This window comes from Methylobacterium sp. Leaf125, from assembly GCF_001423085.1.
Classification (GTDB): domain Bacteria; phylum Pseudomonadota; class Alphaproteobacteria; order Rhizobiales; family Beijerinckiaceae; genus Methylobacterium.
This window is the reverse complement of sequence record NZ_LMNU01000001.1, coordinates 797,807-816,123: the sequence shown is the minus strand read 5'-3', so window position 1 is coordinate 816,123 and position 18,317 is coordinate 797,807. Positions and strand designations below refer to the sequence as shown.

Genomic DNA, 18,317 nt, shown 5'->3' with positions numbered 1-18,317 from the left:
GTCAGTTCCCCTTCCTTGGGATGGAAGACCGGGATGTCGACGGTTTCGCCGTCAATGTCTTTGAAGCCGAGTCTTTCGTGTCGACCGGCTGCGCGTCGTCAACGTCCGCGCTGATACCCGAAGCCACCGGCTGAGGCGGCGGCTCATTGCGCGGCAGGCTCGACTGCGTACCCGCTTCCGCACCGGCGGCTTCGGACTTCGCGATCGTCACCGGCGCCGGAGCGGTCGGCGACGCAGGCGCTGTGGTCGACTTCGTTCCGTCGGCGGCATCCACCTTGTCGCTCGCCTTTATGGGCGATTCCCCGACTGCAGTTCGCTGGGCAGGTGCATCGGTCGCTGGCGTCTCGACGGCCCGACCCGCATCGGGGCGCGCCGGTTTCGGCTCGGCAGCGGCACGCTGCTCGGACGAGGCCGCCTCAGCCTTTCCCTGCTCGCTGTCGCCTTCGGCCTCTTTCTCCTCGAAGCGCTTGCGCCAAGCGCCTACGCGCGATCCGTCGAACAGGCTCGTGTCGGCAAGGGTGTCTGCGCCGCCCAGCGGCTCGGACGAGGTGCGTCCAACCTGCGAGCCGATCTTCACGGGCCGACCAGCGGCAAGATCGTCCATCAGTTTCCCAAGGAGATCAGGCGTCAGATCCTCATAATAGTCTTGGTTGATCTGCGCCATCGGAGCGTTGCAGCAAGCCCCCAAGCACTCAACCTCAAGCCAGGAGAAGTTACCGTCCGCACTTACGTGCCCCGGCGCTCCAAGGCGGTGGTGCAGGTAGTCCTTCAGCTCGCGCGCGCCGCAGGAATCGCACGGCACCGTGCCGCAGAGCTGGATCCAGAACCGGCCCACCGGTTCGAGGGCGAACATCGTGTAGAAGGTGGCGACCTCGAGCACGCGGATATGCGGCATGCCGAGTTCGTCGGCCACCGCCTCGATCGCCTTCTGCGGCAGCCAGCCGCCGTTCTGCTCTTGCGCCTTCCACAGGAGCGGGATCACGGCGGAGGCCTGACGACCCTCGGGGTACTTCTCGATTTGGCCCTTGGCCCAGTCGGCGTTCTCGGGCGAGAACGCGAAGGAGGCGGGCTGCTCGGCGGCGGGGGCGAGTCTGCGGTTCGCCATGATCAGTTTACGTCCTGGTCCGTATTCAGCTGGTCTTCTGGACCGGCTACGCGGCAAGCCCACTTCAAATCGGATGGTATTGATTGACCTTGCTTACGCCGAAGTCCCGGTGTGTTCTCGCAGACACAGGCACCATCTGACATCACGAAAACTTCAAAGCCTGGAAGGTCAGCGCTGGAGATCATCTGAAATCGATCCGGAAGTCGGCTTAAACGTATGTAATTCTCGCAGCCTGAAGCGATAGCCGTCGACGCGTTGGCGCCCGTAACCATGGCCGTGGCCAACACGACTCGACCGATCACCGGTCCACCTCGCCGAACACGATGTCCAGGGTGCCAAGCACGCAGGACACGTCGGCCAGCATGTGGCCGCGGCACATCCAGTCCATCGCCTGAAGGTGGGCGAAACCCGGAGCGCGGATCTTACAGCGGTAGGGCTTGTTGGTACCGTCGGCGACGAGATAGACACCGAACTCGCCCTTGGGCGCCTCGACGGCGGCGTAAACTTCGCCGGCCGGCACATGGAAACCTTCGGTGTAGAGCTTGAAGTGGTGGATCAACGCTTCCATCGAGCGCTTCATCTCGCGCCGCGGCGGAGGCGCGATCTTGCCGTCAGTGGCCGAGATCGGGCCTTGCCCGGCCGGCTCCCGCAGCTTGCGGCAGCACTGCTTCATGATCTTGGCCGATTCGCGCATCTCTTCCATGCGGATGACCTGGCGATCGTAGGTGTCGCCGTTCTTTCCCACCGGGATGTCGAAATCCATCTCTTCGTAGGCTTCGTAGGGCTGCGACTTACGCAGGTCCCAAGGGATGCCGGAGCCGCGAACCATCACGCCGGAGAAGCCCCAGGCCATCGCCTCGTCCACGGTGACGATGCCGATGTCGACGTTGCGCTGCTTAAAGATACGATTGCCCATCACGAGGTTATCGAGGTCGTCGACCACCTGCAGGAACGGGTCGATGAAGGCTTCGATGTCGTCGATCAGCGCCGGTGGCAGATCCTGGTGGACGCCACCGGGTCGGAAGTAGTTGGCGTGTAGGCGAGCGCCCGACGCGCGCTCGTAGAAAATCATGAGTTTCTCACGCTCTTCGAAGCCCCAGAGCGGCGGAGTCAGGGCACCGACATCCATGGCCTGCGTGGTGACGTTGAGGAGGTGGGAGAGAATGCGACCTATCTCGCAGAACAGCGTGCGGATCAGTTGCGCCCGCCTGGGAACTTCAAGCCCAAGCAGCTTCTCGATGCCGAGGCAGAAAGCGTGCTCCTGATTCATCGGCGAGACGTAGTCGAGGCGGTCGAAGTAGGGCGTTGCCTGCAGATAGGTCTTATGCTCGATAAGCTTCTCGGTGCCGCGGTGAAGGAGACCAATATGCGGATCGACGCGCTCCACGATCTCGCCGTCGAGTTCCAGCACGAGGCGCAGCACGCCGTGCGCCGCCGGGTGCTGAGGTCCAAAATTGATCGCGAAGTTGCGGATGTTGTGCTCGGTCATGGCCTTGCTCCGCCGCTCAAGCCGACGTCTTCTCATCGCCCGGAAGCACGTATTCGGTGCCCTCCCACGGCGAGAGGAAGTCGAAGTTGCGGAATTCCTGGGTGAGCTTCACCGGCTCGTAGACCACGCGGGCCTCGTCCTGATCGTAGCGAACCTCAACGAAGCCGGTGAGCGGAAAGTCCTTCCGCAGGGGGTGTCCCTCGAAGCCATAATCGGTGAGGAGCCGTCGCAGGTCCGGATGGCCTGAAAACAGGATCCCGTAGAGGTCGTAGGTCTCGCGCTCGAACCAGTTCGCAGCTGGAAAGACCTCGATTACGGAGGGCACCGGTGTCTGATCGTCGGTCTGCACCTTCACGCGGATACGGGAGTTATGGCGCAGCGACAGCAGGTGGTAGACCACATCAAAGCGCTTCTCACGGGAGGGGTAATCGGCCCCGCAGATGTCGATGAAGCAGCGAAAAGCGCAGGTCGGGTCATCGCGCAGATAGGTCAGCACGTAGACAATGTCGCTGGCCTGCACCACGAGGGTCAGCTCGCCGAACGCGATGGTGCGAGAGACGACCGCGGGCCCGAGCGCTCCGGCGACATGGTCGCTGATCTGCCGCAAGGCGTCGACGCCGGATTCCGGCGCGGTGTGGGCGAGGATGCTGATGCCATTGGTCATGCCGGGCGTCCTTTTTCAGCGCTCGATCGTACCGGTGCGGCGGATCTTCTTCTGGAGCAGGAGTACGCCGTACAGCAGCGCCTCGGCGGTGGGCGGGCAGCCCGGAACGTAAATGTCCACCGGCACCACCCGGTCGCAGCCGCGGACCACCGAGTAGGAGTAGTGATAGTACCCGCCACCGTTGGCGCAGGACCCCATCGAAATGACGTAGCGAGGCTCCGGCATCTGGTCGTAGACCTTGCGCAACGCCGGGGCCATCTTGTTGGTCAGCGTGCCGGCGACGATCATCACATCGGACTGCCGCGGGCTGCCACGCGGCGCGAATCCAAAGCGCTCGCAATCATACCGCGGCATCGACATCTGCATCATCTCGACGGCGCAGCACGCGAGGCCGAAGGTCATCCACATCAGTGATCCGGTGCGGGCCCAGTTGATGAGGTCATCCGTCGACGTGACGAGGAAGCCCCGATCCGCAAGCTCGTCATTGATCGACAGGAAAGTCGGATCATTGGCCCCAATCGGAAGGCCCGTGTTGGGATCGATGATCCCTTTTGGGTCGGGTGCGATCGCCGGGGCGCGGGAGAGGTCGGAGCTGAAGGCCATCGGTTTCTCGGGATCAGGCTTCGGACGGAAGGACATCTGGGGCGACGCGATTCGGGAGGACTAGTCCCATTCAAGGGCGCCCTTACGCCACTCATAGACGAAGCCGACGGTCAGAACGCCAAGGAAAGCCATCATCGACCACATGCCGAACCATCCGAGTTCGCCGAAAGAGATTGCCCACGGGAACAGGAACGCGACTTCAAGATCGAAGATGATGAACAGGATTGCGACGAGGTAGAAGCGCACATCGAACTTCATGCGTGCATCGTCAAAGGCATTGAAGCCGCACTCGTAGGCCGACAGCTTTTCGGGGTCGGGGCTGTTGTAAGCGACCAAGAAAGGCGCAACCAGCAAGGCCGCGGCAATGAACACCGAGACGCCGATAAAAACGATGAGGGGCAGATAGTCTGCCATCAGGCCGGACATGCGGGACCTCTCGTGTTCGCAGACGGTTGCGACGCCTTCGGCGCCGTCGGCCACGTGGAACTGCTCCAATGCCAGACTGCGCAGGCGCGAGGCTTAGACGACCCCCCGGAGTGAAACAAGGGCATCGTGCGTCGCACAAAATCGGCCGTGAGCCTGAGGTAGTTCTTCTCCCGTTCCTCACAACACGACGGATGCGCGCAGGGAGGTTTACGGCCGCGTTCTTGCAGGCCCTGTCATCGGCTTGTGCGGCATGCCGGATGGCCGGCAGCACGGGGATATCGGGGACATCCTCGACCTTCTGTCAGACAGCGCTGGCGATGGTCACACAGCGGGAACCATAACCTTGGCCGTCCGTTTCGTTCATGTCCCACTCAGGCCGGATCGCGTTAGGTCTGCGCAACATTCGACCTCATAGGAGACGCTTCGTGCGTATTGCTCAGATTGCTCCGCTGTCGGAGGCCGTACCCCCGAAGTTCTATGGTGGTACCGAGCGCGTGGTGTCGTGGATCACCGAGGAGTTGGTCCGTCAGGGCCACGATGTGACCCTGTTCGCCAGCGGCGATTCGGAGACTTCAGCCAAGCTGGCAGCCTGCACGCCGGAAGGTCTCCGTCTTCTCGGTTATCGTGATCATACCGCGAGCCACCTCGCGATGTTGCATCACGTGCACAAGCGAGCGCACGAGTTCGACATTCTGCACTTTCATATCGACCTGCTGCAGTACCCGATGTTCGAGGATCTCAATCACAAGTGCCTCACAACGATGCACGGGCGCCTCGACGTGCCGGACTTCATGCCAGTCTACCGTACGTTTACGGGCATGCCCCTGGTGTCGATCTCGGACAATCAGCGCGATCCCATGCCCGAGAACGTCAACTGGCTCTCGACCATCCATCACGGACTGCCGGCTCAGAACTGCCCGTTTTATCCAGAGTCGAAGGGTGGCTACCTCGCTTTCCTCGGCCGTATCTCTCCGGAGAAGCGCCCTGACCGAGCGATCGAGATGGCGATCCGCTCCGGCGTTCCGCTGAAGATTGCCGCGAAGGTCGACAAGGCTGACCAGGACTACTGGGATGAAGTCATCGAGCCCATGATCCACCATCCCCTCGTCGAGTTCATCGGGGAAATCAACGAGGAACAGAAGAAGGATTTCCTGGGAAACGCTCTCGCTCTCGCTTTCCCGATCGATTGGCCAGAGCCCTTCGGCCTCGTAATGATCGAGGCAATGTCGGCCGGCACACCAGTGATCGCTTTCCGCAATGGTTCCGTACCAGAGGTGATTGCCGACGGCATCTCGGGCGTTCTGTGCGACTCGATGGATGACGCGGTGGCAGCGGTCCACACGGTGAAATCAATGAGTCGTACCGGTGTGCGCAAGCACTTCGAAGGCAACTTCACCGCTGAGTGCATGGTGCGCAAGTACGTGTCGGCCTACGAACGGCTGCTCGCCGGCGCGAACCCAGTGATCAAGCTGCCGCATGCCGGCGCCTTCTCGTCGCATTATGGCGAAATGAACGGCTCCGGTCTGCCCCAGATCTCTGTTGCTGCTATGCCCGCTTAATCATGCCCGAGCGGGGCTAGGCCCGGCATCGAATTTGCCCGTCGCCGGATAGGCTGGCGCCGCAAGATTGCCGCACTACCTCTGCCACTGAGGGCCGCCGCGCCGCATCATGCGACCGGCGGCCCTTTTGATTCGACCCTAATTCGGAGACGCTCAGGCATGGCAGCGGATACACTGAAGGCGACCTCCGAGCCCGCAACTGAGACACGGATTCCCCGGGGCTTCCAGGATGCCGACGAGGTCCTGCCGCAATACCATATCGAGGCCCAGACTTCCCTGGTCGAGCGTCCGCTGCGCTCTTTGAAGTACGGCGAGGCTTTCGCGGTCCTCGACAGCTACGGTGACATCGGCGTCCTGCCCGGTCCCGAGGGACTCTACTTTCAGGATACGCGCTACCTCTCGCGTCTGCATGTCACCATTGAGGATCAGCGTCCCCTGCTGCTGTCCTCCGTGATGCAGGACGACAACGGTGCCCTCAGCGTCGACATGACGACGCCCGATATCCGCATCGACGCCCACGACGAAACCACGATTCCCCGCGAGTTGATCGCGATTGAGCGCACCAAGTTCCTGTTCAAGGGCGCCTGCTACGACCGGATCGGCCTGCGCAACTACGATTCCCGGCATTGGCACCTGAAGGTCGCCGTCACCTTCGACGCAGATTTCCGCGATCTCTTCGAGGTGCGTGGTATGGACCGCCCGGTGCGCGGCAAGCGCAGCGTCCAGGTGGCGAGCGAAGCCGAGGTTCAATTCCGCTATGCCGGCCTCGATGAGGTCGTGCGCACTACGAGCCTGCATTTCGGGCCGAAGCCGGAGCATATCGAGCCGGGTCGAGCCGAGTTCATTGTCTCCCTGCCTCCGGGCGGACGCGCCTCGCTGTTTCTGAGAGCGGTCTTTGAATCGCACCGCGCCTTCACGAGCGCTCCCGCAGCCGAGCGGGTCGGTGAGGATGCGGCAGCCGGCTTGTCGCGCGCCGCAGGCAGCTCCGCCGCTCCGCGCCACCCGAAGGGGCTGGCCGAGGGTGTCATCTTCGCCCGAGCTTATCGTGACTCCCGGCGCGATCTGCGCCAGCTTACAGCCGGCATCACCACGATTATCTCATCGAACGATCAATTCAACGAAGCGGCCTGCCGCGCCACTGCCGACCTCTACATGCTGGCGAGCCGGACACCGGAGGGAATCTATCCCTTCGCCGGTATCCCCTGGTACTCCACGGTCTTCGGGCGCGACGGTATCATCACCGCGATGATGGCGCTCTGGATCGATCCGAACTTCGGCAAGGGCGTCCTGCGCTACCTCGCCTCCACTCAAGCCAAGGCTGTCGACCCGGCCGCCGATGCGCAGCCCGGCAAAGTCCTGCACGAGACCCGGCGTGGTGAGATGGCCATGCTCGGCGAGGTACCGTTCCGCCACTACTACGGCACCATCGACGGCACGCCACTCTTCGTGATGCTGGCCTGGGAGTACTACGCCGTCACAGGCGACCTAGAGACCATCTCGGCGATCTGGCCCGCCCTTGAGCTCGCCCTGACCTGGATGGACGAGTATGGGGACCGGGACGGTGATGGGTTCGTGGAATATGCCCGCGACACCGACAAAGGCCTCGAGAACCAGGGCTGGAAGGACAGCCACGACTCCATCTTCCACACCGATGGCAATCTTGCGAAGGGGCCGATCGCCCTCTGCGAGGTCCAGGGGTACGTTTATGCTGCCAAAAACGGGGCTGCCAAACTCGCCTCGCTGCTGGGCCACGATGACCTCGCACAGCGTCTCGGCGAGGAGGCACACGTCCTACGGGAGAATTTTGACAAGGCATTCTGGTGCGAGGCGATCGGGACCTACGCCCTTGCCCTGGACGGCGAAAAGCGACAATGCGCCGTGCGCTCGTCCAACGCCGGCCACGCGCTCTTCACCGGCATCGCACGGCCGGAGCGAGCAGCGAGCGTCGCCGCAAACCTCCTGTCAAAGGACGGTTTCAACGGTTGGGGCGTGCGCACGATCGCGCGCGGCGAAGCGCGCTACAATCCGATGTCGTACCACAACGGTTCGATCTGGCCTCACGACAATGCCCTTATCGCCCTCGGACTAGCGCGTTATGACTTGAAGCCGGAAGCCTCGCGGATCTTCGAGGGTATGTTCGACACAGCCCTCTACCAGGATCAGAAGCGCTTGCCCGAGCTGTTCTGCGGTTTCATGCGGCGTCATCAGCGCGGTCCCGTCTCGTATCCCGTGGCCTGCTCACCGCAAGCCTGGGCCGCAGCGGCGCCCTTCGCCTTCTTGGCAGCCTGCCTCGGGCTTGAGATCGACCACGATCGCAATCGCGTTCGGTTCCGCAATCCGACACTGCCGCCCTTCCTCGATGGTGTCTCAATCTTCAATCTGAAGATTGGCACCTCAAGGGTAGACCTTCGACTCCAGCGCTACGGGGAGGACGTCACGGTTAATGTCCTGAGACGAACGGGCGACGCGCAGATCTCCCTGCTGAAGTAGGACCAAGAACGGGGTGACGCTCCGTTACGGGCGTCCCCCACAGTTTGTGTTCCTTCAAGACATTCGTCCACCTCTCTTCCGAGAGGCGTTCCTTGGATCCTCGTCTACTAAGCATCCCTGCCAAACGCTGTCTCCGCCACGAAAAATACCGCCTCTTAAGGAGGCGGTATTTTTCAAAACCGAGCGCGATCGAGAAAGCGAATCAGCGCGGCGCCAAGATCATAATCATCTGCCGACCTTCAAGCATCGGCTCGCTCTCGACCTTGGCAATCTCTTGAGTTTCGTTCTTCACGCGCTCGAGCAGACGCAGGCCAATATCCTGGTGCGCCATCTCACGACCACGAAAGCGCAGGGTCACCTTGACCTTATCGCCTTCCTCGAAGAACCGGATCACAGCCTTCATCTTGGTGTCGTAGTCGTGCTTATCGATGCCGGGGCGGAGCTTGATCTCCTTGACCTCCACCGTCTTCTGCTTCTTGCGCGCTTCATTCTGCTTCTTCTGCTCGTTGAAGCGGAAGCGGCCATAATCAAGAAGTTTACAGACGGGAGGAACGGAGTTCGGCGCGATCTCGACAAGGTCGAGACCTGCTTCCTCGGCCATGGCGATGGCGTCGAAGAAGGCGACGACGCCACGGTTCTGTCCGGTGTCGTCGATGAGCTGCACTTCGCGGACGCCACGGATGTCCCGGTTGGCGCGCGGCCCGTCCTTCTGCGGGGCCGGCATAGCTCTCATAGGTCTACGAATGGCTTTAATCTCCTAGTGAAACGACGGAACGGCAGCCCACGAATTCAATCCCCGTTTGGGGTCGATCCTGGCCACCCATCGCTCGCGAAATTCGGTGCGATACCTTGGCTGAACTCTCGTGCAAGTCAACACGGTCGCCGCAGTTTGGTTCATCGGCGGAAACTAGGTCACCCCTTCGCCGCTAGCGAGTTGCCGGGCTATGAGGTCTGCGTAGACCGCGAGCGTGTCGCCAACCATACCTTCCAGTGAGAAATGAGCCTCTACGTGCGCCCGGCCACGACGAGTCATTGCATCCCGGGCGCTCGCGCCAAGCGAAAGAGCTTCCGTGAGGGCATCGGCCAGGGCTACAGCGTCACCAGGCGGTACCCGCCAACCAGTTCGTTGGGACGGCGGAACCTCGGGCGGCGCCAAGACCGTTTCCGGTACGGCGCCGAGATCCGACACGACCACCGGAGTCCCTAGGGCTTGCGCCTCCACGGCGGACCGGCCGAAAGCCTCGGGTTCCACGGAGGGTACCGCCACGACGGAGGCAGCCCGGAAAGCCGCTGGCATATCGGCGCAGTGTCCGACTCGATGCACGATCGCCTGCAGACCGCGCGCCGCGATCAGAGCGTCAAGTTCGCGCTCATAGGCAATGCGCCCCTGCGGATCACCAGCGAGCACGATTGCGATGTCCGTGACCCCACGATCGCGCATCAAAGAAGCCGCCTCGATCAGAACACGCTGTCCCTTCCAGCCCGTGAGGCGTGCGGCCAGCAGCACCACACGCTCATGCGGAGCAACGCCCCAGGCACGACGAAGGGCCTCGACCCGCGATGGGAGCACGGCCGCGGGAGTGAACTGAGTCAGATCGGTGCCGCGATGAATCACCCGGACTCGGTCACCCGCCTGGTCCAGGTGCAAGGTGTGAATCAAATCGGCGGTGTAGTGAGAATTGGCGATGACGATGTCACCGCGAGCCATCACGGAGTTGTAAAGAACCTTCACGCCCGTGCGACCCGAATAGCTGCCGTGATACGTTGTCACGAACGGCAGCTTCACGCGGCGCGCGGCCCCCAGGGCGACCCAGGCTGGAGCCCGCGAGCGTGCGTGGACGATCTGAACACCCTCACGCCGGCACAGGCGCGCGAGGCGTCCCACGTTCACGGCCATGACGAGCGGATTCTTTGAAGCCGCCGGAAACGGGAGCCATATCCCGCCCTTGGCCTGCAGTTCGCCGATCAGGCGCCCTCCCTCTGTAGCAACCAGCGCCCGGGCGCCGGCCGCAGCCAAGGCGGCGGCGACATCGACAGTGGTCCGCTCTGCGCCACCGGCATCGAGTTCGGGAATAATCTGCAGGATGGTCGCCCCGGCAAGCGGCGCACGCTCGCTCGGGAAACTGCCACGCACGTCGCTGTTCATGACGGGCAAGCGGGAATGGACCACGGCCCAAGATAGAGGCTCGAGTCGGGTTCCCTAGGCAAACAGAGGCCGTCTTGCGTGTCGATCATGGCCATGAGCTTGAACGCCGCGCTTTACGGTCCGGTAAATGAAATGCGAAGGCGATGCGTTCAGTTCGATGCATCCCAGGGCGAGGGTTAACGAATGACGTCTGCACAGGATGAGGCGCCAGAATTCCTCGAAGTCGGAAGTGGATCGGCAGCACGGCGGATCGCGGTGCGGCGGAGGGCAGGCGAAGGCCCAGCACTGGTCTGGCTTGGAGGCTTCCGCTCGGATATGGGCGCCACGAAGGCGATGACGCTTGATGCCTGGGCTGAGCGGCAGGGGCGCCCGTTAGTTCGCTTCGACTACACAGGCCACGGCGAATCGACAGGCGTTTTTGCCGAAGCTACGATTTCGACTTGGCTTGCGGACGCACAGGCAGTCGTCGAAACCTACGCGCCAGAGAACCCAATCTTGGTGGGCTCCTCAATGGGCGGCTGGATTGCGTGCCTGGTGGCTCTTGCGCGGACCTTCAAGGATCACAAAGCCCCATCAGGCCTCGTCCTCATCGCCCCGGCCTTGGATTTCACCCAAAGTCTCCTTTGGGATCGCTTCCCGCCGGAGATCCGATCGCAGATCGAACGGGACGGCGCCTGGTTCCGGCCGAGCGCCTATGATCCGATACCAGTACCCATCACTCACGCGCTCATCCAAGATGGTCAACGTCATTGCCTTCTTGGAGCAAACTTTGATCCAGGCTGCCCGGTTCATATCCTGCAAGGCATGGACGACTCAGACGTCCCCTATACGCACGCCCTGCGCGTGGTGGAGAGGCTGCCGAAAACCGGCACTCTCCTCACCCTCATCGCCGACGGCGACCATCGCCTGTCACGGCCACAGGATTTGCAACGGCTTCTGACGACGGTCGCCGAATTCCCGATCAGTGCAGACTGACCGTGTAGAGGTCATTGGCGGCTGCATTGGCCACCACGGCATCCCGAGAGTCGGCGAGCAGGATGGGTGCACCACTGGCCGAAAGGAGCGCGAACAGGTCGAGGCCCGGCGTCAGGTCTGGCGCCTGCGGAAAAATGCGCTTCACCTCGTCAGAGCGAATCGCGCGCACATAGGCGATATGTCCTTCGCCGAGCGCGGCGAGATCGGCCACGTTGAACTCGGCCGGGTCGAGATCGGCCTGGGTGAGCGGGTTGGTATTGAACTCGGTCATACACTGCCCTCCTTCTTGGCAGAGCGGTACACCGGGAAAGGACCCGGCGGTCGATGTGAGCCGAAGCCCCTACTTTAGTCCTCGTCTCGGGACGCGATGGCGATCTTGCGGACGATCCTGTCCGGCTCCGGCCGCGTGAGATCGATCGACAACAGACCGTTCGAGAGATCGGCGCCCATCACTTCCATGCCGTCCGCAAGCAGGAATGCACGCTGGAACTGACGCGCAGCGATACCGCGGTGCAGGAACTGCCGGGTCTTGTCGTCTACCTGCCGGCCACGCACGACCAGCTGGCTCTCCTCCAACATCACATCGAGTTGATCGCGGGTAAAACCTGCGACAGCCAGGGTGATGCGAAGGCGCTCCGGTTGATGCTCGGTCCGGGTCAAACGTTCGATGTTATAGGGCGGATACCCATCGTTGGCAGCCTTCGACACCCGGTCGAGGGCCTGTTCGATTTCATCAAATCCGAGAAGAAATGGATGTCCGAACGGTGAGGGCCGAGTCGTCACGAACGCATATCCTTCCAGCGAAGCCCGAAACAACGTCTCACGAGGCACTTCGGTGATCGGGGCCCACTTTTGCAGCACCCCTTCCGGTGATTGCTCGCCGGTCATTGCGATATGGAGGCGCGTTCGGAACGCATCAAGGGCGCGGCCGCCCCGACACATTGCCCCATGACCCGCTGAATGCCTGTTAACCCCTGACGATCCAGGCGTTTTAGGTAGCTGGCTGCGGGAAGGCTTGGCCGATTGAAAGCCGAGCCGCACCTGCGTTTCGAGTAACAGTTTGGAATTCCTCTGATATTCTGCCCTGCGCTTGATCTGAGGTTGGGTCCTCGGATATGCCCACCACGCGTAGGATGGTGTCCTAGATCGCGGCTTGTAGCTCGCGCCTCTGGGCGTTCACTGAATCGAACCCGGACCAAGCAGGACTGTCGAGACATCGTGTCGAGATGGGAAGCGCATGAGTATCCGGTCGCGTCGCACCGAGCGACGATACTTGAGCGGGAGTTTACGGCGTGAGCAAAGACCGGTCCTGGAGGAGGAATAAGACCTTCGTGGCGAAGTGTGTCGTTTCCGGCCTCGCGTCCCTGGCGGTGCTCACGAGCTTGGTAGCACCAGGTACCGCGCAGGACGGTAAGGCTGCGCCAATCAGGCTGGAACTCAATCGCCTGGAACCGGCGGGCGATGCCTGCCGCACCTATCTTCTCGTGGACAACAGCCGCGGCCCCGCGCTGAAATCCCTTAAGGTCGACCTGTTCGCCTTTGATACCGAGGGCATCGCCCAGAAGCGCCTGTCCGTGGAACTGGGACCAGTGCAGGACCGCAAGACGATGGTCCGCCTCTTCGACTTCCCGGGGATCGCCTGCGCGAAGATCGGCCGCCTTCTCCTCAACGACGTCCTGGCCTGCGAGGGCGGCGAGGCTAGTCGTGAGATCTGTCTCGACCGCATCGAGACAGACAGTAAGACCTCCGCGACCTTCGTGCGCTGATCAGCGCATTCGCGATCCAATAGCGAAGCCCGCACACCGCACGCATTGAGAGAAACCATCATGGACCCGACTGCAGCGCAGGCCGAAGTCACGCACGACTTTTCCTTCATCGGACTGTTCCTGCAGGCGGATCCGATCGTGAAGGGCGTGATGATCCTTCTCGTGATCGCCTCGATCGCGTGCTGGACGGTCGTCTTCGAGAAGATCATCCGGATTGCCGCCGCCAAGCGCCAAGCCAAGGCGTTCGACGTACTGGTGCGGTCCGGCGGAGCGCTTGAATCATCCGGCGGCGGCATGGACGCTCAGATCATGGGAGCGGCAGCGGAGGCTTGGCGAGATCAAGATTCCAGCGAGACCCGGGCAGAGCGGCGCGACCGCATTGAACGCGCAATGCGCGCAGCCCTGACCAGCCGGATCAAGCGCCTGCAAACCGGCTTGCCGCTCCTGGCCACCGCCGGCTCGACGGCGCCCTTTATCGGGCTGTTCGGGACGGTCTGGGGAATCATGAATTCCTTCTCGTCGATCGCGAAGAGCCAAGACACTTCGCTGGCGGTCGTCGCTCCCGGCATTGCCGAAGCCCTGTTCGCCACGGCCATCGGCCTCATCGTCGCGATCCCGGCCGTGATGGCCTACAACAAGCTCATCAACGATGTCAGTCGGATCCAATCCAGCTTCGTCTCCAGCATCGGCATTCTCGGCAATCGCCTCGCCCGAGATCGAGCCGTGCATGGTCGTGCCGCTGCCGAGTGATCACGGCCACTTGACCGAGACACGCTCCTGCTTCGCGCGAGCGCCGATCCTTGACAGCAACCTGTGCGGCGGACCGGCCTAATCGCCCTTCGCCCTGGCCCCGGAGGGCCGCTTCACGATGGCAATGGGTTCGATCCGCGCCGGCGGCGGCGATGACGACGATGGTCTCGACGCAGCGCCGATGTCCGAGATCAACGTCACCCCAATGGTCGACGTCATGCTCGTGCTGCTGATCATCTTCATGGTCGCCGCTCCCCTCATGACCACGGGCGTGCCCGTGCAGTTGCCCAAGACCACCGCCCAGAAGGTCGCCCAGGCCAAGAAGCCGCTCGAGATTTCCATCGACAAGGACGGAAGGCCTTATCTGGCCAAGGAAGAACTCACGCCAAATTCGATCCTGCCGCGCCTGCGCGCATTGGCGGCCCAGGACCCAACCCAGGTGATGCTGGTGCGCGGCGACCGCGACGTGCCCTACGGCAAGATCATGGAGGTGATGGGCCTCGTCGGCCAAGCCGGCTTCACGAAAGTCTCGTTGATCGCCCAGTCGCCGGGCGGTGCGCTGCCCACATCGCCGACCGCCGCCCCGGCCCCTGTCAGCGGAACGCCGCAGTAATTCATGAACGCCCTGCATCCCAACAGCGCCTTCGCGACCACGGCCGAACCGGAGCAGCGCGGTCCGTCTGGGCTCACCGCAGCGTTCCTTGTGGCGCTAGCGCTGCACGTCGCAGCGCTCGTCGGTATGGTACTGTTCGGCACGACGCCCACTGCGCCTCCCGGCGAGAATATCGTAACGGTCGATCTCGCCCCGCAGATGACGGAGGCGAACACCCAGGCCCCAGCCGAGCAGGCAGCCCAGGCACCCGCTCCGCCTGAAGCGAACCCGGTGGAAACGCCCGAGGCGGTCCCGGTCACGAAGCCACTCGAGACGACCGAGGTGGCACCGCCCGAAGCCACCGTCCCGCCGCCCCCGGACGCGACACCGGTCGCACCCGAAGCCACGACCATGGCCGAGCCGCCAGAGGCACCGGTCACTCCTCCGACCGAAGCCGTCGTCGAGCCGCCGCCCGAGGATCAGGTCATCACCTCCACGGGGGAGGACGCGCCTGCCCTTGCACCACCCCCACCCACGATCGCGGAGGTTCCGAAGCCCGTGGAGGTGGAGAAGCCGAAGCCGGACATGGCCAAGATTCTCGAAGCCAAGCGTGAGGCGAAGCGTAAGGCGGATCGCGAAGCACGACTGAAAGCGGAGCAGGAGGAGCGCCGCGAGGCCATCGCCGAGGCCCGTCGCGAAGCTGCCAAGGAAGCCAAGGCGAAGGCTGCCAAGGAAGCCGCGCGCCGGGCCGCGGCTGCGGCAAGCGATGGACGCGCCCAGCAGAACTCGGCTTCCGCGTCGCGGCAGAGCAGTGCAGGCTCAGCCGCCGGCGGGAATGATCCGAACGCGCTGAGGGCGTGGCAAGGTATGCTGAGTTCGGCGATTCGGGGGCGGATGAATGCGAATGCGGCCGCCGGGACCAGCGGCGGCGTGGCCGTCGTCCGGTTCACAGTGTCCCGCTCAGGTCAGGTACTGAGTTCGGGGCTCGCCAGCAGCAGCGGTATCGGCGCCATCGATAGCGCCGCCTTGGCGACCGTTCGTGGCTCACTCCCGGCAGCACCCGCCGGGATCAGCCTGAGCAGCCTGGCCGTTACCGTGCCGCTGCGCTTCAGCCCTGGGCGCTGATCGCGGCAGGGAGAGACGGCCGTGGCCGTGTGGTTCACCAGCGACACGCATTTCGGCGATCCGCGCATCCTGCGGATCGACAAGCGCCCCTACCCTGATCTCGCGACGCACGACGCCGCGCTCATCGCCGCCTGGAATGCCGTCGTCAGGCCCGAGGACAACGTCTGGCACCTCGGTGATTTCGCCCTCGGTCCCTCCGCCGAACGCATTGCCGAGATTTTGAGGGGCCTGTCGGGCACCAAGCACCTCATCATAGGCAACAATGACGGGGCCGGAACGCTGCAAGCGCACGGATGGGCTTCGATCGCCCACTATGCGGAGATAAGCGTCGATGCTCGGCGCCTGGTGCTGTGTCATTACGCGTTCCGCACCTGGAACGGGATTGGCCGCGGTGCCATCAACTTGCACGGTCACTCGCACAACAAGTTGAAACCGATTCCTCGGCAGTATGATGTCGGTGTTGATGCGCAGGGCCCTGCCCCGATCTCCCTGGCCGACATCCTGGTTTCCCGGCGCCGGCGAACGACGCCGTGGGTAAGCGTGGAACCTTAGCGACAGGTTTGCCGTTTCTGGAGCCTGAACGCGAGATGAGTGTCGCTGCTCTGGTGCAATATTGGAGAAGCCAGAACTGATCTTGCGGACGCGTTCAAACGCTCGATGAATTCTGTTCACCGGCCGTACGTCCAGGTGTCCCCACCTCAGGTGTTCCTATGCGTCAATCCCTTAGACTGCCGTTCACCGCTGGTCTCATGCTGGCTCTCGCCGCACCGGCGCTTGCCGCACCCGTCTGTCTCGATGCGCAGCGCAAGATCGATGAGGCCAATGCGCTTCGCTACCAGTTCCGCCAGGAGGCTCGCATCGGCAACCATGACCGCGCCTGCGACACACTGGATGAAATTGGCGATCGTTATGCCGATGCACGCGACGCCTTCGAGGATTGCGGCGCCGGCGTCGTGGCCATCGATCTGCGCAGTGAGTCGCGGGAGCTTCGAGCAGCCAAGCGCGTCAATCGTTGCGATTGATCGAGTGCGGGCCCGCACGCCCGCCCGACACACTTCGTTTCACAGTCAACTCACACGCGGCCGATGATTCGCCGCTAAGGTCAGCTATCATGAACACCACCGCCGCCCTCGACCTGAAGACCATGGATCGCAGCTTCTCCACTGGTCCGTCCTTCGCGGCCGCCCTTTGCGGGTTCGTCAGCACCACCGTGGCGACCACGATGGTGATGTTCCTGATCAGCAGCCTCTGAGCCGCACGGATTGTTCGCTCAAGGAGCGACGAACCAGAATCGACGCTTCGAGAACAACATGTCCGGTTGTCCCACCGACGCGGCCTGACGGCATGGTGGATCAGAGCGAGGCGCCTCCGGCGTCTTCGCGGCTGGCATCAACAGCGCGTTGGAAACGGGAAAGAGTCCGAGCTTGGCCTGCACGACGGGCTGGCGCACGGCGGAAATCGTGACGAGCCCGACCAACAGTCCGCCCGCGACAGTGCCCAGAATGAAATTCATCATGGTGGCGGAATCCAACACCCTACGCGTGATCCGCGCGGGCGCGCGCTCTCCGTCGTCGCATATCCGGGCATGATTACGGCACGGAGTGATATTACGGTCCCTTAACAATCGGGTGTCTAAGGTCGGCCCGCGCCCCGAATTGGGCTGGCGCACCTTGAGGGAGGATCGAGCGATGTCGTACGGGGCCAGCGCCTATGCCCGGGTTGCACAAACTGCGCTGTCGCCGCGCGAAGCAGAAGCTGCCGTCTTGATCAAGGCTGCGACCCGCCTCCAGGCGATCCAGACCGACTGGACCAATCAAGCGCCCGCCCTGAACGAAGCCCTCAACTTCAATCAGAAGGTCTGGACCATCATCGCCGGGGCCGCCACCGCGCCCGAGAGCCCGCTGCCGATCGAGATCAAGAATAACATCGCCGAGCTCTCGACCTTCGTCTTCAAGCGGATGATCGATACGCTGATCGAGCCGAGCGCCGAGAAGCTCTCCGCCCTCATCAGCATCAATCAGAACATTGCCGCCGGCCTGCGCATGTAAGGCGCGCCACGGCAGGGCCGAAATCAAGAGAGCCCGCAGCTTCCCAGCGGCGGGCTCTCTTGATTCATCACCCTCCGGACGCATCACCCTTCGGATGCGGCGGGGGGCGCCAGCCGCTCCGCCAGCGATTGCTCGTACTGGATCAACTCCTTGCAGCGCTTCAGCGCGCGGTAGAGCTCACGCTCCGCGATGAAGTCATGGATGTCGCGCAGGTAGGGCGCCATGCTCGGCGCTGCTGCGATGAGCGCGTTGGCCTGGGTGATGAACAGGTCTTCCGCCTCCGGGGTGACTTCGGCGAGGTACATCACCGTCAGCGTTACATAGAGGCGCTTGCAGGCGGTATCGGCCTCGCTCTCCAGGATGATGTCGCTCTCGCGCAGGAACTTCGTCACGGTCTCGATGACGAAGCTGGAGCGGCGGGACCCGTTGCGGATCGCCGTGCCACCGATCAGCAGGCGCTCGAACGGCTTGAGTTCGATCTTCAGGGGCATGACGACACTCGTTCTGGACTCACCAGCACATTCCCCGATCTTGGTTAACAAGACCTCAACAACGGCCCCGCTACGAATCCGCAACACT

22 protein-coding genes are annotated in these 18,317 nt (G+C 63.0%); 11 read left to right on the top strand and 11 right to left on the bottom strand.

The annotated features are described in order from the left end of the window. Position 1: 1 nt before the first annotated feature. The 5 genes from nuoE to ASF58_RS03695 form a co-directional block, all read right to left on the bottom strand. Complete coding sequence (nuoE, locus tag ASF58_RS03715) at positions 2-1,105, bottom strand: NADH-quinone oxidoreductase subunit NuoE (protein ID WP_055947349.1); 1,104 nt, start codon at positions 1,103-1,105, stop codon at positions 2-4. Between the two features lie 298 nt (positions 1,106-1,403). Then, the gene (locus ASF58_RS03710; RefSeq protein ID WP_055947347.1) at positions 1,404-2,594 is read right to left on the bottom strand and encodes an NADH-quinone oxidoreductase subunit D; all 1,191 of its coding nucleotides are present in this window, start codon (positions 2,592-2,594) and stop codon (positions 1,404-1,406) included. Between the two features lie 16 nt (positions 2,595-2,610). Next, positions 2,611-3,258: an NADH-quinone oxidoreductase subunit C gene (locus tag ASF58_RS03705; protein WP_055947344.1), complete on the bottom strand. Its 648-nt coding sequence runs from the start codon at positions 3,256-3,258 to the stop codon at positions 2,611-2,613. Positions 3,259-3,273: 15 nt separating this feature from the next. Beyond that, positions 3,274-3,861 carry an NADH-quinone oxidoreductase subunit B gene (locus tag ASF58_RS03700; protein WP_055947343.1) on the bottom strand — a complete coding sequence of 196 codons (588 nt, stop codon included), beginning with the start codon at positions 3,859-3,861 and terminating at the stop codon, positions 3,274-3,276. A 60-nt stretch (positions 3,862-3,921) separates the two neighbouring features. Beyond that, positions 3,922-4,287, bottom strand: a complete 366-nt coding sequence (locus tag ASF58_RS03695) for an NADH-quinone oxidoreductase subunit A (protein WP_055948771.1) — start codon at positions 4,285-4,287, stop codon at positions 3,922-3,924. 425 nt (positions 4,288-4,712) lie between these two features. Between ASF58_RS03695 and ASF58_RS03690 the strand changes: the two genes are divergently transcribed. Both ASF58_RS03690 and ASF58_RS03685 read left to right on the top strand, forming a co-directional pair. Further along, on the top strand, positions 4,713-5,846 hold the full coding sequence (locus ASF58_RS03690; protein ID WP_055947340.1) for a glycosyltransferase family 4 protein: 1,134 nt from the start codon (positions 4,713-4,715) through the stop codon (positions 5,844-5,846). A gap of 159 nt (positions 5,847-6,005) precedes the next feature. After that, positions 6,006-8,336, top strand: coding sequence for a glycogen debranching N-terminal domain-containing protein (locus tag ASF58_RS03685; RefSeq protein WP_055947337.1), 2,331 nt, complete (start codon positions 6,006-6,008; stop codon positions 8,334-8,336). A gap of 202 nt (positions 8,337-8,538) precedes the next feature. Here the strand turns inward: ASF58_RS03685 and infC are convergent, their stop codons facing one another. Both infC and ASF58_RS03675 read right to left on the bottom strand, forming a co-directional pair. Beyond that, entirely contained in the window at positions 8,539-9,060 is a 522-nt protein-coding gene (infC, locus tag ASF58_RS03680) for a translation initiation factor IF-3 (RefSeq protein ID WP_238280755.1), read from the bottom strand. Between the two features lie 183 nt (positions 9,061-9,243). Beyond that, complete coding sequence (locus ASF58_RS03675) at positions 9,244-10,482, bottom strand: glycosyltransferase family 4 protein (RefSeq protein ID WP_055948768.1); 1,239 nt, start codon at positions 10,480-10,482, stop codon at positions 9,244-9,246. Between the two features lie 183 nt (positions 10,483-10,665). On the opposite strand from ASF58_RS03675, the gene ASF58_RS03670 reads away from it, so the two are divergent. After that, the gene (locus ASF58_RS03670) at positions 10,666-11,457 is read left to right on the top strand and encodes an alpha/beta hydrolase (protein WP_055947331.1); all 792 of its coding nucleotides are present in this window, start codon (positions 10,666-10,668) and stop codon (positions 11,455-11,457) included. Here the strand turns inward: ASF58_RS03670 and ASF58_RS03665 are convergent. Beyond that, positions 11,444-11,728: a DUF1150 domain-containing protein gene (locus tag ASF58_RS03665; RefSeq protein WP_055947330.1), complete on the bottom strand. Its 285-nt coding sequence runs from the start codon at positions 11,726-11,728 to the stop codon at positions 11,444-11,446. The two genes, ASF58_RS03670 and ASF58_RS03665, sit on opposite strands and share 14 nt — an antisense overlap. 74 nt (positions 11,729-11,802) lie before the next feature. After that, a complete protein-coding gene (locus ASF58_RS03660; RefSeq protein WP_055948766.1) occupies positions 11,803-12,240 on the bottom strand; it encodes an Hsp20 family protein in 438 nt (145 codons plus the stop codon). A gap of 581 nt (positions 12,241-12,821) precedes the next feature. Between ASF58_RS03660 and ASF58_RS03655 the strand changes: the two genes are divergently transcribed. The 7 genes from ASF58_RS03655 (at position 12,822) to ASF58_RS26645 (ending at position 16,942) form a co-directional block, all read left to right on the top strand. Further along, the gene (locus tag ASF58_RS03655) at positions 12,822-13,223 is read left to right on the top strand and encodes a Tat pathway signal protein (protein ID WP_244477199.1); all 402 of its coding nucleotides are present in this window, start codon (positions 12,822-12,824) and stop codon (positions 13,221-13,223) included. Between the two features lie 60 nt (positions 13,224-13,283). After that, on the top strand, positions 13,284-13,973 hold the full coding sequence (locus ASF58_RS03650) for a MotA/TolQ/ExbB proton channel family protein (RefSeq protein WP_055947324.1): 690 nt from the start codon (positions 13,284-13,286) through the stop codon (positions 13,971-13,973). 118 nt (positions 13,974-14,091) lie between these two features. Continuing rightward, positions 14,092-14,586: a protein TolR gene (gene tolR, locus ASF58_RS03645; protein WP_055947322.1), complete on the top strand. Its 495-nt coding sequence runs from the start codon at positions 14,092-14,094 to the stop codon at positions 14,584-14,586. Between the two features lie 3 nt (positions 14,587-14,589). Beyond that, the gene (locus ASF58_RS03640) at positions 14,590-15,690 is read left to right on the top strand and encodes a TonB family protein (RefSeq protein ID WP_055947320.1); all 1,101 of its coding nucleotides are present in this window, start codon (positions 14,590-14,592) and stop codon (positions 15,688-15,690) included. Between the two features lie 21 nt (positions 15,691-15,711). Continuing rightward, a complete protein-coding gene (locus ASF58_RS03635) occupies positions 15,712-16,242 on the top strand; it encodes a metallophosphoesterase family protein (protein ID WP_055947317.1) in 531 nt (176 codons plus the stop codon). Between the two features lie 158 nt (positions 16,243-16,400). Beyond that, entirely contained in the window at positions 16,401-16,712 is a 312-nt protein-coding gene (locus ASF58_RS03630; RefSeq protein ID WP_055947314.1) for a hypothetical protein, read from the top strand. An 89-nt stretch (positions 16,713-16,801) separates the two neighbouring features. After that, complete coding sequence (locus ASF58_RS26645; RefSeq protein WP_181017244.1) at positions 16,802-16,942, top strand: hypothetical protein; 141 nt, start codon at positions 16,802-16,804, stop codon at positions 16,940-16,942. A gap of 18 nt (positions 16,943-16,960) precedes the next feature. On the opposite strand, the gene ASF58_RS03625 is transcribed toward ASF58_RS26645, so the two are convergent. Then, positions 16,961-17,206: a hypothetical protein gene (locus ASF58_RS03625; RefSeq protein ID WP_055948763.1), complete on the bottom strand. Its 246-nt coding sequence runs from the start codon at positions 17,204-17,206 to the stop codon at positions 16,961-16,963. Positions 17,207-17,378: 172 nt separating this feature from the next. On the opposite strand from ASF58_RS03625, the gene flaF reads away from it, so the two are divergent. Next, positions 17,379-17,738, top strand: coding sequence for a flagellar biosynthesis regulator FlaF (gene flaF / locus ASF58_RS03620; RefSeq protein ID WP_055947312.1), 360 nt, complete (start codon positions 17,379-17,381; stop codon positions 17,736-17,738). Positions 17,739-17,821: 83 nt separating this feature from the next. Here flaF and ASF58_RS03615 read toward each other — a convergent pair whose 3' ends face one another. Further along, positions 17,822-18,229, bottom strand: coding sequence for a flagellar biosynthesis repressor FlbT (locus ASF58_RS03615; protein WP_055947307.1), 408 nt, complete (start codon positions 18,227-18,229; stop codon positions 17,822-17,824). Between the last annotated feature and the right edge of the window lie 88 nt (positions 18,230-18,317).

What these genes read in the sequence shown, in the direction of transcription:
- nuoE (WP_055947349.1), bottom strand. Translation starts at nt 1,105, where the DNA reads ATGGCGAACCGCAGACTCGCCCCCGCCGCCGAGCAGCCCGCCTCCTTC.
- ASF58_RS03710 (WP_055947347.1), bottom strand. Translation starts at nt 2,594, where the DNA reads ATGACCGAGCACAACATCCGCAACTTCGCGATCAATTTTGGACCTCAG.
- ASF58_RS03705 (WP_055947344.1), bottom strand. Translation starts at nt 3,258, where the DNA reads ATGACCAATGGCATCAGCATCCTCGCCCACACCGCGCCGGAATCCGGC.
- ASF58_RS03700 (WP_055947343.1), bottom strand. Translation starts at nt 3,861, where the DNA reads ATGGCCTTCAGCTCCGACCTCTCCCGCGCCCCGGCGATCGCACCCGAC.
- ASF58_RS03695 (WP_055948771.1), bottom strand. Translation starts at nt 4,287, where the DNA reads ATGTCCGGCCTGATGGCAGACTATCTGCCCCTCATCGTTTTTATCGGC.
- ASF58_RS03685 (WP_055947337.1), top strand. Translation starts at nt 6,006, where the DNA reads ATGGCAGCGGATACACTGAAGGCGACCTCCGAGCCCGCAACTGAGACA.
- infC (WP_238280755.1), bottom strand. Translation starts at nt 9,060, where the DNA reads ATGCCGGCCCCGCAGAAGGACGGGCCGCGCGCCAACCGGGACATCCGT.
- ASF58_RS03675 (WP_055948768.1), bottom strand. Translation starts at nt 10,482, where the DNA reads ATGAACAGCGACGTGCGTGGCAGTTTCCCGAGCGAGCGTGCGCCGCTT.
- ASF58_RS03670 (WP_055947331.1), top strand. Translation starts at nt 10,666, where the DNA reads ATGACGTCTGCACAGGATGAGGCGCCAGAATTCCTCGAAGTCGGAAGT.
- ASF58_RS03665 (WP_055947330.1), bottom strand. Translation starts at nt 11,728, where the DNA reads ATGACCGAGTTCAATACCAACCCGCTCACCCAGGCCGATCTCGACCCG.
- ASF58_RS03650 (WP_055947324.1), top strand. Translation starts at nt 13,284, where the DNA reads ATGGACCCGACTGCAGCGCAGGCCGAAGTCACGCACGACTTTTCCTTC.
- tolR (WP_055947322.1), top strand. Translation starts at nt 14,092, where the DNA reads ATGGCAATGGGTTCGATCCGCGCCGGCGGCGGCGATGACGACGATGGT.
- ASF58_RS03640 (WP_055947320.1), top strand. Translation starts at nt 14,590, where the DNA reads ATGAACGCCCTGCATCCCAACAGCGCCTTCGCGACCACGGCCGAACCG.
- ASF58_RS03630 (WP_055947314.1), top strand. Translation starts at nt 16,401, where the DNA reads ATGCGTCAATCCCTTAGACTGCCGTTCACCGCTGGTCTCATGCTGGCT.
- ASF58_RS26645 (WP_181017244.1), top strand. Translation starts at nt 16,802, where the DNA reads ATGAACACCACCGCCGCCCTCGACCTGAAGACCATGGATCGCAGCTTC.
- ASF58_RS03625 (WP_055948763.1), bottom strand. Translation starts at nt 17,206, where the DNA reads ATGATGAATTTCATTCTGGGCACTGTCGCGGGCGGACTGTTGGTCGGG.
- flaF (WP_055947312.1), top strand. Translation starts at nt 17,379, where the DNA reads ATGTCGTACGGGGCCAGCGCCTATGCCCGGGTTGCACAAACTGCGCTG.
- ASF58_RS03615 (WP_055947307.1), bottom strand. Translation starts at nt 18,229, where the DNA reads ATGCCCCTGAAGATCGAACTCAAGCCGTTCGAGCGCCTGCTGATCGGT.